At 56.4% G+C, this 13738-nt stretch carries 11 protein-coding genes and 2 riboswitches; of the genes, 7 read left to right on the forward strand and 4 right to left on the reverse strand.

Annotated elements, in window-relative coordinates; genetic code table 11:
* Positions 1-214 precede the first annotated feature (214 nt).
* The 3 genes from H6F57_RS14065 to H6F57_RS14075 form a co-directional block, all read right to left on the reverse strand.
* Positions 215-1342 carry a DUF3352 domain-containing protein gene (locus H6F57_RS14065; RefSeq protein ID WP_190627055.1) on the reverse strand — a complete coding sequence of 376 codons (1128 nt, stop codon included), beginning with the start codon at positions 1340-1342 and terminating at the stop codon, positions 215-217.
* A 77-nt stretch (positions 1343-1419) separates the two neighbouring features.
* Positions 1420-2514 carry an A/G-specific adenine glycosylase gene (gene mutY, locus H6F57_RS14070; RefSeq protein ID WP_190627058.1) on the reverse strand — a complete coding sequence of 365 codons (1095 nt, stop codon included), beginning with the start codon at positions 2512-2514 and terminating at the stop codon, positions 1420-1422.
* Between the two features lie 182 nt (positions 2515-2696).
* Positions 2697-3047: a DUF760 domain-containing protein gene (locus H6F57_RS14075; protein WP_313933592.1), complete on the reverse strand. Its 351-nt coding sequence runs from the start codon at positions 3045-3047 to the stop codon at positions 2697-2699.
* Between the two features lie 534 nt (positions 3048-3581).
* Here H6F57_RS14075 and egtB point away from each other — a divergent pair.
* The 3 genes from egtB to H6F57_RS14090 all read left to right on the forward strand — a co-directional run bounded on the left by egtB (position 3582) and on the right by H6F57_RS14090 (position 7854).
* Complete coding sequence (gene egtB, locus H6F57_RS14080) at positions 3582-4868, forward strand: ergothioneine biosynthesis protein EgtB (protein WP_190627060.1); 1287 nt, start codon at positions 3582-3584, stop codon at positions 4866-4868.
* A 103-nt stretch (positions 4869-4971) separates the two neighbouring features.
* Positions 4972-5943 carry an L-histidine N(alpha)-methyltransferase gene (gene egtD, locus H6F57_RS14085; RefSeq protein ID WP_190627062.1) on the forward strand — a complete coding sequence of 324 codons (972 nt, stop codon included), beginning with the start codon at positions 4972-4974 and terminating at the stop codon, positions 5941-5943.
* A 94-nt stretch (positions 5944-6037) separates the two neighbouring features.
* Positions 6038-6134, forward strand: a riboswitch (TPP riboswitch).
* Positions 6135-6321: 187 nt separating this feature from the next.
* The gene (locus tag H6F57_RS14090) at positions 6322-7854 is read left to right on the forward strand and encodes a Na+/proline symporter (protein WP_190627064.1); all 1533 of its coding nucleotides are present in this window, start codon (positions 6322-6324) and stop codon (positions 7852-7854) included.
* 116 nt (positions 7855-7970) lie between these two features.
* On the opposite strand, the gene H6F57_RS14095 is transcribed toward H6F57_RS14090, so the two are convergent.
* Complete coding sequence (locus H6F57_RS14095; protein WP_190627066.1) at positions 7971-8471, reverse strand: DUF4383 domain-containing protein; 501 nt, start codon at positions 8469-8471, stop codon at positions 7971-7973.
* 435 nt (positions 8472-8906) lie between these two features.
* Positions 8907-9003, forward strand: a riboswitch (TPP riboswitch).
* 176 nt (positions 9004-9179) lie between these two features.
* On the opposite strand from H6F57_RS14095, the gene thiC reads away from it, so the two are divergent.
* The 4 genes from thiC to H6F57_RS14115 all read left to right on the forward strand — a co-directional run bounded on the left by thiC (position 9180) and on the right by H6F57_RS14115 (position 13732).
* Complete coding sequence (thiC, locus tag H6F57_RS14100; RefSeq protein WP_190627067.1) at positions 9180-10568, forward strand: phosphomethylpyrimidine synthase; 1389 nt, start codon at positions 9180-9182, stop codon at positions 10566-10568.
* Positions 10569-10704: 136 nt separating this feature from the next.
* Complete coding sequence (locus tag H6F57_RS14105; protein ID WP_190627069.1) at positions 10705-11154, forward strand: DUF29 domain-containing protein; 450 nt, start codon at positions 10705-10707, stop codon at positions 11152-11154.
* Positions 11155-11275: 121 nt separating this feature from the next.
* Positions 11276-12754, forward strand: coding sequence for a CoA-acylating methylmalonate-semialdehyde dehydrogenase (locus tag H6F57_RS14110; protein ID WP_190627071.1), 1479 nt, complete (start codon positions 11276-11278; stop codon positions 12752-12754).
* Positions 12755-12841: 87 nt separating this feature from the next.
* Positions 12842-13732 carry an AEC family transporter gene (locus H6F57_RS14115; protein ID WP_190627074.1) on the forward strand — a complete coding sequence of 297 codons (891 nt, stop codon included), beginning with the start codon at positions 12842-12844 and terminating at the stop codon, positions 13730-13732.
* Positions 13733-13738: the final 6 nt, after the last annotated feature.

Consider the following 13738-nt stretch of genomic DNA (forward strand, 5'->3'; position numbering starts at 1 on the left):
AATACCGAAGACTATGCTTACGGCTGGTGCTTGAAAGGCGAACGATTCGCGGCTGAACGTCGGGGCAATCGTACCGAACGAGTGAGCTTTATAGCGGCTTGGCATCACCATCAACTCGTTGCCCCACTTACCTATCAGGGGTACTGCAATCGCCTGGTGTTTGAAACATGGTTAGAGGAGAAACTTTTGCCCGTACTCGAAGCTGGCAGTGTGATCATCTGTGACAACGCCTCGTTTCACAAAGGTGGACGCATTGAAGCATTGATTCGTCAGGGGGGCTGTCATCTCTTATATCTGCCGCCTTACTCCCCGGATTTGAACCCGATTGAACATCAATGGTTTGTTCTGAAAAACCGGATGCGAAAACAGATTCAATCCGGCCAACCCTTTCGCCAAGTCGTTGACCAAGCCTTCGTTGACTGACCGAATCTATCCACGGATTGCTATATTGCTCAAGGGCGGCAGGGTCTTCTGCCGTAATCAAGGCATCGGGCAAAAAGGCCACAGCTAGCCCACTGGGACCAAACTCTGGCAGAGGCATCGGCACCTCGACCTCAAAGGGTTCCTCCTCTTCGTGGAAGGGGCTAACGGTCAGGGGCAAGCCTACCGCGCCGTTAAAACGCAAAATTTGGGGAGTAGGACTGGCTTTTAGTGGTGCAAGCTCCGCCTCTCCGGCTTCAGAGCTGCTCCCGTCTATAGCTTCTGGATTCGCTTCGTTATCCCAAATGCAGGCATCGGTGTCAACCTCAGCAGGGCTACAGGCTTCTGGAAGAGCTGGCTCAGACCAATCCTCGGTCTCAGGGGTAGGCCAGAAGTAGATCTCGGTACCCAGGGTAGAGGTCACCTCTGGGGCCTCCCCTTGCAGCTCAAAAAAGGTGTCGCGAAAGGCGGCAAAGGCCTCGGCATCAGCAACCGGGGCCACCATAATCGAGGCCTCAGCAATCGTCGCCGTCTTCCCAGGCTGCACCGGCAGTAGCGCCACCACGGCAGTATCGCCGATCCATGGGGCCACCTCACTAGCGAAGTCAATCCCGTAGGGCAGGTAGGGCAACCCCGGTAGGGCTGGGGCCAATCCCTGTTCTTCATCCAACAGCTTGAAGAGTTGGTACTGACTGAGCTGCTCCCAAGTGTCGGCGGTGGTGTCGATCAACATCACCAGAGCGGTGTTGGTGGGCAGGTGGTGCCAGCTTTCGGTCTCAGCGGCGTGGGTGGTTGACGGTGGCATGGTGCTAACGGCTAGTGTCGAGCCAATCAAGCCCAAGGTCAGCTTTTGCCCCGCAGGAAAAATCCTCGACCATTTCGCCCACTTATTCCCACCCAGCCCCCGATTACCAGTGCCCATAGCTACGCAACGCTCCGAACAATCTTTTCTATCAAACCCGAGGAAAAGAGCGATGTCTGTAAACTATGGCGGTTTATTTACGTTTGAGGCGCAGTTTCAACCACATCCACGGGCGTTTGCCCCGCCGTGTAGGCCCGCAGCGCGTTGATGATGTGGATATTGGCCTTAGGGAAGGGAAATTCCTCAATGGTGTCTAGGGTGACCCAGCGCACCTCGTCGCATTCGATGGGCTGGGGGTTGCCGCTCAGATGGGTGCAGTGGTGCACGTTGAGGGTGACTTTAAAGTGCGAATAGGCGTGGGTGACGGTGCAGAGGCGATCGCCCACCGCAATCTCAATCCCCAGTTCTTCTTGAATTTCGCGCGCAATACAGTCCTCAATTGTCTCGCCGGGCTCGATTTTGCCGCCAGGAAACTCCCACAGCCCGCCCAGCAGCCCTTCCTGCTTGCGGCGATCGATCAAAATTTGGTCTTGCTCATTCCAAATCACAGCGACGCCGATTTGCTTGTGGGGCAAGGGGCCTTTGGTTTCTGACATGGGCAGCTCCAGTTGAATATTGCGATTATAGGCTTGGCAGTGGGCCTGCCAGGGGCAGCGATCGCACTGAGGATTGCGCCGCGTACACAAGGTCGCCCCCAGATCCATCAACGCCTGATTAAAGTCGCGCGGGTTCTTAGTATCCAGCAGATGCTCCGAAAGAACCCACAGATCCTTTAGTGCCTTGGCCGGGGGCACCGGCAGCGCCACCAGCCGGGCCAGCACCCGCTTCACGTTGCCGTCGAGAATGGCGTGGGGCAGGTTAAAAGCCGAGCTGAGAACGCCTCCCGCCGTAGTTTTGCCAATGCCAGGGAGGGTGGTGATAGTGTCAAAATCTTGGGGGATCTCGCCGTTGTGCTCTGTGGCAATGCTCTGGGCAGCCTGGTGCAGGTTGCGGGCACGGGCATAGTAGCCCAACCCCTCCCAGGCTTTGAGCACCGTTTGTTGGTCAGCTATAGCCAGCGCCTCCACGGTGGGGAACTGCTCTAGCCAGCGCTGGTAGTAGGGCAATACCGTCTTCACTTGGGTCTGCTGGAGCATGATCTCCGAGATCCAAATGGCGTAAGGGTCGTCGATATTGCGCCAGGGCAGGGTGCGGCCGCAGTCGGCATACCAGGCCAGCAGCTCGCTTCGCAAGGCCTCAACAGGAAAATCCGGCCAGGGCAGAGTTGCCAGGGTCGGATTGGGGGAAAGAGGGTTTAGAACCCTCCTTGTACTCGTTGTGTAAGAACCCTCAGTGTCGCGCGCGGTAGAACGGCGACGGCCAAAGGAGGAATCGAAACTTGGTTGATCCGCAGGGATCGATGGTTGACTATGACTCACTCAATCTCAGGAGCAGATTCAGCCGACATCAGCGAGTCCTCGAAGGTCATGCGCTGTTCGGCACCCCGCAGAAAATACCCGCTCATCATAGCAGAGGCCAGCAGGCGGCCCAGATTTTCGCGGTTGGTGGTGATTTCTACATCGAAGTGCTGAGACGGCAGCCCGCCGAGCAAGCCGATAATGTTGTGCTCCATCATCTGCTGCACTTCGGTGGATGCAGGGTTAGAGAGCTGCGCGATCGTCTCAGGGCTCATGCCGTGGACGTATTGCATCAGAGAGTTGGGATGATCAGAGGAGTTTTTGAAGCCATTGAAAAGGTCTTGGGCTTTACCGGAAGAATTGCTCACAGGGGATACCTCGCTTGGCTAGCAGTGTGCGTGCGGCCTGGGTTTATCGGATTGAGCTGGATAGGGTTAATGTTCCCCATCGGGAGTGGACCCTAACGTTTTGTTGTCTAGATTACTACTGACATCTACATGAGGTTGCTCAGTCATTCCTGAAACCCATGTAATTAAGTTAACAGTCCAGGTTTTACCGTTGGGTAGGTAGAACCGTACTGGCGGTGGAGAGGTTTTGCCCTGCAACGGGAATCGGATATTTCCTTGAATGTTTTCCTATAGATAGATGTCTAGGGAAAATCTTGGGGTCAAGCTGGACATCAGCCTTGCTTAGGGGTATTCCGCTCAGACCAAGTATGACAGTAAACACGTAGGTCAGGCTGAGTCCTATAAACTCAGTGGATTCAGCCTGGTGCAGCCAAACCCTGGCTGTGTCTTGCGCCGAAACACCCTCAGGAAGGTTTTAGGCAATTTAAGGCAATCATCATTTTACGGTGAGTTCTATCTGTCACAATTGCCAGCAATATCCTCAAAAGCCCCAAAATGACGCTTTCTTCACCCCTTGCTCCGCCTGTAGACATCCCTTTAGAAAAACCTGACACAATCTCCCGTTATCGGGCCGTGCGCCACCTCAGCGAAGCTCTCTGTCAGCCCCTCGAAATCGAAGACTACGGTGTGCAGGCCATGGCCGATGTCAGCCCACCCAAGTGGCACCTGGCCCACACCACCTGGTTTTTTGAGACCTTTTTGCTGCGCCCCTACCTAGAGAGTTATCCAGAATTTCATCCCGGCTACGGTTATTTGTTTAACTCGTACTACGAAGCGGTGGGCGATCGCCACCCCCGTGCCCAGCGCGGCCTGCTGTCGCGTCCTACGGTGAACGAGGTTTACCAGTATCGCGCCCATGTAGATGAGGCAATGGAGAGGTTGCTGCGCGATCGCGCCGGCCATCCCGCTGTGGCCAAACTCACTACCCTTGGCCTGCACCACGAACAGCAGCACCAGGAACTCCTCCTCACCGATCTCAAGTACAACCTGGCGATCAACCCCCTACGCCCCGCCTACCGCCAAGACGTAGCCGTAGCTCAATGCGCCTGCTCCACACCGCTAGAATTTGTGGAGTTTTCGGGTGGGCTTTACGACATTGGCCACCAGGCTACGGGCTTCTCCTTTGACAACGAAGGCCCTACGCACCCGGTCTACCTGCAAGACTTTGCCTTGGCCAACCGCCTCGTCACCAATGGCGAATATTTAGAATTTATGGCTGACAAGGGCTACCAAACCGCTGCCCACTGGCTAGCCGAGGGCTGGGCCATGGTGCAGAGCGAAGGCTGGCAAGCTCCCCTCTACTGGGAGCAACGCGACGGCCAGTGGTGGATCTTTACCCTGGGCGGCTTGCAGCCTGTCAACCTAATGGAGCCAGTGTGCCACCTCAGCTACTTTGAGGCCGATGCCTTTGCCCAGTGGCGGGGCTGCCGCCTCCCCACCGAAGCTGAGTGGGAAGTCGCTGCCTCGGGGGCTTCTATCCAGGGCAACCTCCTCGCTGCTGACCATCTGCACCCTCAACCTGCCTCTAAATCCCAAAAGCTTCAGCAGCTCTACGGCGATGTTTGGGAATGGACCCAGAGTGCCTACCTGCCCTACCCCGGCTTTCGCCCTGCCCCCGGTGCCGTGGGAGAATATAACGGCAAGTTTATGTGCAACCAAATGGTGCTGCGCGGCGGCTCCTGCGTCACTCCGCATGGCCATATTCGCCCCAGCTACCGCAATTTCTTCCCACCCAGCGCCCGGTGGCAGTTTAGCGGCCTGCGGCTGGCTAGAGAGTTTTGAATGTTCAGTTTTGAGTTTTGAATTTCTTCTCTTAACTCAAAACTAAGCACTCAAAACTTTTCCTCTTCCATCTTCCCCAACTTCCCTATCGCCCCCATCCCTCATGCCCCCCACTTCCCAAACCAAGCCCTCTCCCGTCAAGCTCTACGACTTTCACCCGCCAGTGGAAGACTTTCGCAGCGCAGTGCTGCGGGGTCTGAGCCAGCCGCAGAAGAAGCTGTCTCCTCAGTTTCTCTATGACAAGCGGGGGTCAGAGTTGTTTGACGCCATTTGTCAGCTGCCGGAGTACTACCTGACCCGCACCGAGATGCAAATTCTGCGAGACAATGCCGAGGATATTGCAGTGGCATTGGATCATCGCGCTCTCGTCGAACTGGGCAGCGGCAGCAGCCAAAAAATTCGCATTTTGCTGAAGGCTGCGCCCCAGGTGACGACCTATGTGGGGGTTGATATCTCGCGGCAGCATCTGCAAGAGGCTTGCGCGGCGCTGATGGGAGATTTTGAGGGATTGGATGCGATCGCCGTCTGCGCCGACTACACTCAACCCTTGCCTATCGCTGCCATCCCTGAGCTACAAAACCGCCCCACTATCGGCTTTTTCCCCGGTTCTTCGATTGGCAATCTGGAGCCGGCTGAGGTGATTGCTTTTCTCAAAACCGTGGCGGTGCTGGGTGACTTGATCGTTGGCGTGGATCTCAAAAAATCTGCCGCCATCTTGGAACCTGCCTATGACGATGCCCAGGGGGTTTCGGCAGCTTTTGCCCTGAATGCGCTGGTGAGAATCAACCGAGAACTGGGGGCCGATTTTGACCTGACCCAATTTGAGTATCAGGCGCACTACAACGAGGCTCAGGGACGGATTGAGATGGCGATCGCCAGCCTCTGCAACCAAACCGTGCGCCTGGGCGATGCCGAAATTTTCTTCCGCCAGGGCGAAACTCTGCGCACTGAGCACTCCTATAAATACACGGTGGATGAGTTCCAGCTCTTGGCAATGGAAGCGGGTTTCCAGCCGGTACAGGTGTGGACGGATGAGCATCAGCTCTTTAGCCTCCACCACCTAAAGCAGATGTAGGACTATGCTCTGTAGGAAAAGCTTTTCTACAGGCAGCGGGGCGTTGCGGAACTGTAACCCATTTGCGCTGGCTGCAAACACCAGTGGTAGGATGCTATCAAGCTAGGGGTGTCCGAGCAATTCGGACTGAGATCATACCCTCAGAACCTGACCTGGTTGATACCAGCGGAGGAAAGCGTTGCTTGAGGTCACGTACCGAAACGACGAGCGTATAGGCGTTTTAGAACCATTTCTAGAACGATTGTGAAGCATCAGTTTTATGCTGATGCTTCACTAGCTGTAGCTCCGTTGCGTTCGACTTTACCTGTCCTCACCTGCTCAACGACCCGCCCAGGAACGCCCTCTAGCGCCACACCGTTGTTTGTGAGGTGCGTTTTTATGACCCTTGGTGCGACAGCGATCGCTGTGATATTGATTACGGCGGCTAGCTTTACCCTGCTTGGGTTGCTACAAGCCAGCCGCCACACCATTAGCCTCGAAGATTACATGGTCAGCCGCAACAGCGTGGGCACCCCGATGGCCCTGGCGACCATTGTGGCCTCGGCCATGGGCGCTTGGATTTTGTTTAGCCCGCCAGAGGTGGGTGCTACCAGCGGCATTGCTGGGATTGTCGGCTACTGCATTGGCCAGGCTACCCCGGCGGCGCTGTTTGCCTTTATGGGCACGCGGATGCGGTTTCTCATGCCCAAGGGCCACTCGCTAAATGAGTATGTGCTGCACCGCTTTGGCAATGCCATGTATCGGCTGACGCTGGGCATTGTGGTGTTTTATATGTTTGTGTATCTGGCGGCGGAGCTGACGGCGATCGCAAAGGCGGTCGAACTCATGGCTGGCGTTCCCCTCTGGCTCACCGCTCTGCTGGTGATCACCGCCGTGTTTATCTACACCCTGGTGGGCGGACTGGCGGCGACCATTTTTACCGACGCAATTCAGTTTGCGGTGATTGTGCCGCTGCTGTTGCTGAGCTTTGGCATTGCGGTGTTTGCCCTGGGCGGATGGGGGAATGCGATCGCACCCGTGACCCAGACCGCGCCAGAATTGCTGACGTTGGCAAACGGCCCTGGCATTAAATTTGGTGCCACTCTATTTATTGCGGTGATTGCTGCCGAAATGTTTAACCAGACCAACTGGCAGCGCATCTACGCCTGCAAGACGGATCAGGTGGTGCGGCGATCGTTTCTAGGATCCTTCCTGGTGATTTTGCCCATGCTATTCATCTCAGGGCTGCTGGGCATTGTGGCCATGCACTTTGGCTACAACGACGATCGCGCCTTTTTCTCGCTAATCCAGGCGCTGAATCTGCCGGGCTGGGTGAGTATTGCGGTGCTGGTATTGGTGTTGGCCCTGGTGATGAGCAGCCTGGATTCTTTGCTGAACGGCATCGCCAGTGTATTTACGACGGATCTGCTGCGGATCTTTCCCGACAAGTCGGCAAACGGCATTTTGCGCATGACCCGCGTGCTGACGCTGGTGGTGGGGTTCCCCGCCATCCTAATTGCGGCGAGAGGCTACAACGTGCTGTACCTGTTTTTGCTGGCCGATCTGGTCTGCGCTGGGGCGCTATTTCCGGTGCTGTTTGGCCTCTATTCCAGACGGCTGACAGGCACGATGGCGTTTTGGAGCGCGGTAGCTGCGATCGCAACCGGTGCCCTGTTCTTCCCCCGGCCCGACTTTAGCCCCTGGAACAGTCTGCCCTTTGCAGGCGATCTGCTGGTTAGCTTTGCCGCGCCAATTGTGGTCTCGACGCTGATCTGCCTAACGTGGATCCAGCTTAAGGCCCAGGGCGGCAAGACGAAGGTGTTTGACTTCGGCATTCTCAGCCGCGACATCCGCGCCTACGGCGAGAGCGATACGCTGCCGGTTGATAGTTTGACCGATACACAGCGCCGAGCGAATGATCCGCTGCTGTAGGTTTTCAGACCAAATTCCGAATGAATACCCCCAATTTGTAGTGGGGGCGTAGCATGCTACGCCCCCACGGGGTTCCTGATTTTGTAGCGTCAGCTGATGGCAGAGCTATTAGACGACTATTGAGTAGAAGGAGCCGTTTCTTCGGGATGGCTAGGATGCCAAACGAAGGCGAAGTAAGCTGCGATCGCCCCTGTTACAGCATTGAACCAAACATTGTTGCCAAAGATGGGCATGATGCCAAAGAGGGTATTTGAAAGCGGTATCAACCCCATGATGGCAAGCAGCAAATAGCTAATGGCAAAAAATCGATTGTACCTAAATGCCCCTTCTTTACCCGTAGCCGAAAACAGACCAAAGCCGCCAATGGCCAAGTGAACCATATTGTGAAGTAGGTTAGTCGGAAAGAGCCCAAACAAATAGCCAAAACCTCTCAGGTAAGCAGCTATGTAAGTAGGCCCACCGCTAACTGGAATTTCGCTTGTGTCTACCGGTACACTAGCTCCCATTCCTGCTCCAGGCAGGTTGATAAGGGCGGGAATGAAACCAGCAATTCCTAAAAAGGTAAAGATGATTCCCAGTGCTAATGCACATTTTTGTTCACTGTTCATGTTGTTCATTTTAAGATACTCCGTGCGACGAATTTTTTCGACAAAACTTTCCGTAAGAACAGTAATGTCTATTACTAGTAAATAAAAGCGGTAGCTATACTGCTCTCAACTATCTAGACTGTGGACCTCGATTTGTCACTGTTTGTAGTGGCTGGCTTTTCTATCCTTCTTGCGCTCTATGCTCAGAGAGGTTTCATGGTCTCAGCTGATAGCGTCGCCACTCTTATAGAAAAAATCGGCGGTAACGCTAAGTGCATCCTAAGAACTACGCGGTGCCCTTTCCTCTGACTGAAGAACTAAGTTAGTTAACGCTTTACCTGTCGGTAGGAGTATTTATGGCTAACGGTTTTTGCCTGCTCTCTGCGTCCTGACCGTAGGGCATCGGCACGCTCTGTGAGGAACCGTAACTAATTCGCGTTGCCCCTAGATATCAGTGGTACGATGCCAGCAAGCTAGGGGTGTCCGATCGCATCGGACTGAGATCATACCCTCAGAACCTGACCTGGTTAATACCAGCGGAGGAAAGCGTTGCTTGAGGTTACCAGCCGAAACGACGGGTAAATTGATGTTCTGGCACTATGCCAGGGTGTTGGGTGAAGATTCAGCAGACTGCTGAGCTTTGCCTGCGATTGCTCCACCCTTTTCGGCCTTACCCATCCTCACTTACCCGACGTGATCCGCCAGGCCAGCCCTCTAGCGCCACACCAGAGGTAAACCATGAGAACTGAATGGATCGCTAAGCGCCAGGGCCACGCTAACGTGTCGCAGATGCACTACGCTCGCCAGGGCCTCATCACCGAAGAAATGGACTACGTGGCGAAGCGGGAAAACCTGCCCGCTGACCTGATCCGCGATGAGGTGGCACGGGGCCGCATGATCATCCCCGCCAACATCAACCACCCCAATTTGGAGCCAATGGCGATCGGCATCGCCTCTAAGTGCAAGGTGAATGCCAACATCGGCGCGTCCCCCAACTCGTCTGACATCAACGAAGAGGTTGCCAAGCTGCACCTGGCGGTGAAGTACGGGGCCGACACCCTGATGGATTTGTCTACTGGGGGCGGCGATCTCGATGCCATTCGCACCGCCATTATTAATGCCTCGACGATTCCGATTGGCACGGTGCCGGTATATCAGGCGTTGGAAAGCGTTCACGGCAATATCGAAAACCTCACCGCCGACGACTTTCTGCACATTATTGAAAAGCACGCCCAGCAGGGGGTCGATTACCAAACCATCCACGCCGGAATTTTGATCGAGCACTTGCCGCTGGTGCGCGATCGCATTACCGGCATTGTCTCGCGTGGCGGCGGCATCTTGGCCCGCTGGATGCTGCACCACCACAAACAAAACCCCCTCTACACCCATTTCAACGACATCATCGAAATCTTCAAGCGCTACGACGTGTCGTTTAGCCTGGGAGATTCTCTGCGCCCTGGCTGCCTGCACGATGCTACCGATGCCGCCCAAATGGCCGAACTCAAAACCCTGGGCCAGCTCACCCGCCAGGCCTGGGAGCACGACGTGCAGGTGATGGTCGAAGGCCCCGGCCACGTGCCCATGGATCAGATCGACTACAACGTCAAAAAGCAAATGGAGGAATGCGCCGAAGCGCCCTTCTACGTGCTCGGCCCCCTGGTCACCGACATTGCCGCGGGCTACGACCACATCAGCTCGGCCATTGGCGCAGCGCTGGCGGGCTGGAGTGGGGCGGCGATGCTCTGCTACGTGACGCCGAAGGAGCACCTGGGTCTGCCCAACGCCGAGAATGTGCGGGCAGGGCTAATCGCCTACAAAATTGCGGCTCACGCGGCAGATATTGCCCGGCATCGGCCAGGGGCACGCGATCGCGACGATGCCATGTCCCACGCCCGCTACAATTTCGACTGGAACAAACAGTTCGAGCTGTCGCTGGATCCTGAGCGCGCCAAGGAATACCACGACGAAACCCTGCCCGCCGACATCTACAAAACCGCCGAGTTTTGCTCCATGTGCGGTCCCAAGTTCTGCCCCATGCAGACCAAGGTCGATGCCGACGCCCTGACCGAGCTAGAGAAGTTCCTGGCCCACGAAGACGCCAAGAAGGAGATCGCGCAGCCTGTCTAACCCAGTTCTCTTTGGGGAAAGCAAACTACCCATTCCGGCTGTCCAAAGATGACTGAGCATAGCCCCACCCCAGCGGTCTGGAGTGGGGCTTCTAACTGATAGGGCTACAATATGACCACGCGATTCAGTGGTTCCTATGCAGACAACCACGCTCTACGACCAAGACTTTCATGCCTGGGCTCAGCGCCAGGTCGGGCTACTGCGATCGGGTCAACTGGCAGAACTCGATATTGAAAATCTGGTTGAGGAAATTGAGTCATTGGGTAGGCAAGAACGTCAGGAGCTTCGCAATCGACTGGGGGTACTGCTAGGGCATCTGCTCAAGTGGCACTACCAACCCGAAGCCCGGACAAAAAGTTGGGCCGCCACCATTCAAGAACAGCGGCGAAGAATTCAACGTCACTTGAAGGAAAATCCTAGCCTAAAACCCTATCTGGCTGAAGCGATCGCCATTGGCTACGAGGATGGCTTAGATTTGGTCAACCGAGAAACACCCCTCGACCCCAAACAGCTGCCGCAAGTGTGTCCCTTTTCTGAAGCAGATATCTTTGAGCAACCCATCGACTGGCCGCCAGCCGAGACTTAATAGATGGGGCAGCCTTTTCTTCCTCACGTGGACACAAATTGATTAGGTGGAGCAGCGCCTATGATGCTTAGTGAGCAGTAATCACAGCACAAACATGACGCAATCAGGGGCGCGATCGAGCATGACGCAATCGGGGATTCTGAAGAACTACATCAACGGTCAGTGGGTGCCGTCTGCGGCGGGGGATATGCTCTCGGTAGATAACCCGGCCACGGGGGAGGTGCTAGGCCAGGTTCCCGTTTCCCCAAAGTATGAGGTCGATCAGGCCGCCCGGGCAGCGGCAACGGCGTTCGAAGACTGGCGACGAGTCCCGCCGCCCCAGCGGGTGCAGTACCTGTTTAAGCTCAAAGACTTGATGGACACCCACCTAGAGGAACTGGCCCAGATTGTCACTCAGGAGTGCGGCAAAACCCTGGCCGAGTCGAAAGGGGAACTGCGGCGGGCGATCGAAAACGTGGAGGTGGCCTGCGGCATTCCTATGATGATGCAGGGCACAGTGCTGGAGGATATTGCCAGCGGCATTGATGAGTTTATGATTCGGCAACCCCTGGGGGTCGCGGCGGCGATCGCACCCTTCAATTTTCCCGCCATGATTCCCTTTTGGTTTATGCCCTACGCCCTGGCCTGCGGCAACACCTACATCGTTAAACCCTCCGAAAAAGTGCCCCTGACCATGCAGCGCATCTTCGAGCTGTTGGATCAGGCTGGCTTTCCCCCCGGCGTGGTGAACCTGGTGAATGGGGCCAAAGAAACGGTGGATGCGATTCTGGAACATCCCACCATTCGGGCTATCAGCTTTGTCGGCTCTTCCCCGGTCGCCAAGTACATCTACGCTCAGGCGGCAGCCCACGGCAAGCGGGTGCAGTGCCAGGGCGGGGCCAAAAACCCGGTGATTGTGCTGCCCGATGCCGATCGCGACATGACGACGCGAATTGTGGCCGATAGCGCCTTTGGCTGTGCCGGTCAGCGCTGCCTGGCTGCCTCCCTGGCGGTGACGGTGGGGGAAGCGACGGAGTGGTTCACTGATGCCATCGCCCACACCGCCGCCACCCGTACGGTCGGCAATGGCCTTGACCCCCAGGTGCAGATGGGGCCGGTGATTAATGCCCAAAGTCGGCAGCGGATCGAAAACCTGATTCAAACTGGTGCAGACGAGGGAGCAACGGTTTTGGTGGACGGTCGTAACGCCCAAATTCCCGACCTGGAAGCGGGTCACTTCGTCAAACCCACAGTGTTGCAGGGAGTACCCGCTACCGGAGAAATCGCCCAGACGGAAATCTTCGGCCCCGTGCTGGGGCTGATGCCGGTGGACACGATTGAGGCGGCGATCGACCTGGTGAACCGCAGCCCTTGGGGAAACATGGCCTGTCTATTCACCAACAGCGGTGCCGCCGCCCGTCAGTTTCGCTACGCAGCTAACGCTGGCAACATCGGCATCAATATCGGCGTAGCGGCACCAATGGCCTTTTTCCCCTTCAGCGGCTGGAAAGACAGCTTCTTTGGTGACCTCCACGGACAGGGGGCGCACGCGGTGGAATTTTTTACGCAGACCAAGGTGGTGGTCGAGCGCTGGCCAAAGGAGTGGAGTCGGCAGTTTTAGAATCGGCGATCACCTTATTAGTCGCTCACATTACCCTCGAAACGGTCACTATGGCATAGGCAGTGACGCGAAGGTGGCTCGGCATCTATGGAAATTCTGATTTCGGCGATGCTGCCCATTGCCCTGGTGGCCCTGGTGGGGTTTGGCGTGGGGCGCAGCTTTGAGCTAGACATGCAAACCCTGGCGCGGATAAACATCTACGCCCTGCTGCCGGCGCTAGTGCTGACCAGCCTGGCCCAAACCACTCTAGCGCTGGGGAATGCGATCGCGATCGTCGCCAGCTTTTTGCTCAACACTGTGGTGCTGTACCTGCTGGCGGTGGGGCTGAGCCGTCGCCTCGACTTCTCGGTGGATGAGCAAAAGAGTCTGATTGCCATCGTGCTGTTCTCAAACGTGGGCAACCTGGGGCTGCCCTTCATTTTGTTTGCCCTTGGCGAGGCTGGGCTAGAGCGGGCGGTGGTGTACCTGGTGGGCTCTAGCGTGATGATTGCCAGCGTGTTCCCCATTGTGCTGAAGCAGGCCGGGCTAAAGGCGGGGCTCAACGTAACGCTGCGACTACCGGTGTTGTGGGCTGCTTTGACGGGTATAGGTCTCCAGGCCACGCAGGAAGCGTTTCCGCTGCCGCTGGAGCGGGGCATAACGCTACTGGGGGAGGGCGCAATTCCGGTGGCGCTACTGACGCTGGGGGTGCAGCTGGCGCGAACAGAACTGGTGTTTGGCCGCTATGAATTAATCGGCTCGGTGCTGCGGCTAGGAGTAGCACCCCTACTTGCCTACGGCATTGGCACGGCACTGGGCTTGCAGGGGTTAGACCGTCAAGTGCTGGTGCTACAGGCGGCGATGCCGGTGGCGGTGAATTCGCTAATTTGGGTGACGGAGCTGGGGGGCGATCGCACGCGCGTAGCCCGCACCATTCTGCTCTCAACCTTTCTCAGCGTGATTACCCTGCCGGTGGTACTGTGGCTCAGCAGTCGGTAGAGCAAT

The sequence above is a fragment of the Leptolyngbya sp. FACHB-60 genome (genome assembly GCF_014695775.1).
Classification (GTDB): domain Bacteria; phylum Cyanobacteriota; class Cyanobacteriia; order Phormidesmidales; family Phormidesmidaceae; genus Nodosilinea.

What these genes read in the sequence shown, in the direction of transcription:
- H6F57_RS14065 (WP_190627055.1), bottom strand. Translation starts at nt 1,342, where the DNA reads ATGGGCACTGGTAATCGGGGGCTGGGTGGGAATAAGTGGGCGAAATGG.
- egtB (WP_190627060.1), top strand. Translation starts at nt 3,582, where the DNA reads ATGACGCTTTCTTCACCCCTTGCTCCGCCTGTAGACATCCCTTTAGAA.
- egtD (WP_190627062.1), top strand. Translation starts at nt 4,972, where the DNA reads ATGCCCCCCACTTCCCAAACCAAGCCCTCTCCCGTCAAGCTCTACGAC.
- H6F57_RS14090 (WP_190627064.1), top strand. Translation starts at nt 6,322, where the DNA reads ATGACCCTTGGTGCGACAGCGATCGCTGTGATATTGATTACGGCGGCT.
- H6F57_RS14095 (WP_190627066.1), bottom strand. Translation starts at nt 8,471, where the DNA reads ATGAACAACATGAACAGTGAACAAAAATGTGCATTAGCACTGGGAATC.
- thiC (WP_190627067.1), top strand. Translation starts at nt 9,180, where the DNA reads ATGAGAACTGAATGGATCGCTAAGCGCCAGGGCCACGCTAACGTGTCG.
- H6F57_RS14105 (WP_190627069.1), top strand. Translation starts at nt 10,705, where the DNA reads ATGCAGACAACCACGCTCTACGACCAAGACTTTCATGCCTGGGCTCAG.
- H6F57_RS14110 (WP_190627071.1), top strand. Translation starts at nt 11,276, where the DNA reads ATGACGCAATCGGGGATTCTGAAGAACTACATCAACGGTCAGTGGGTG.
- H6F57_RS14115 (WP_190627074.1), top strand. Translation starts at nt 12,842, where the DNA reads ATGGAAATTCTGATTTCGGCGATGCTGCCCATTGCCCTGGTGGCCCTG.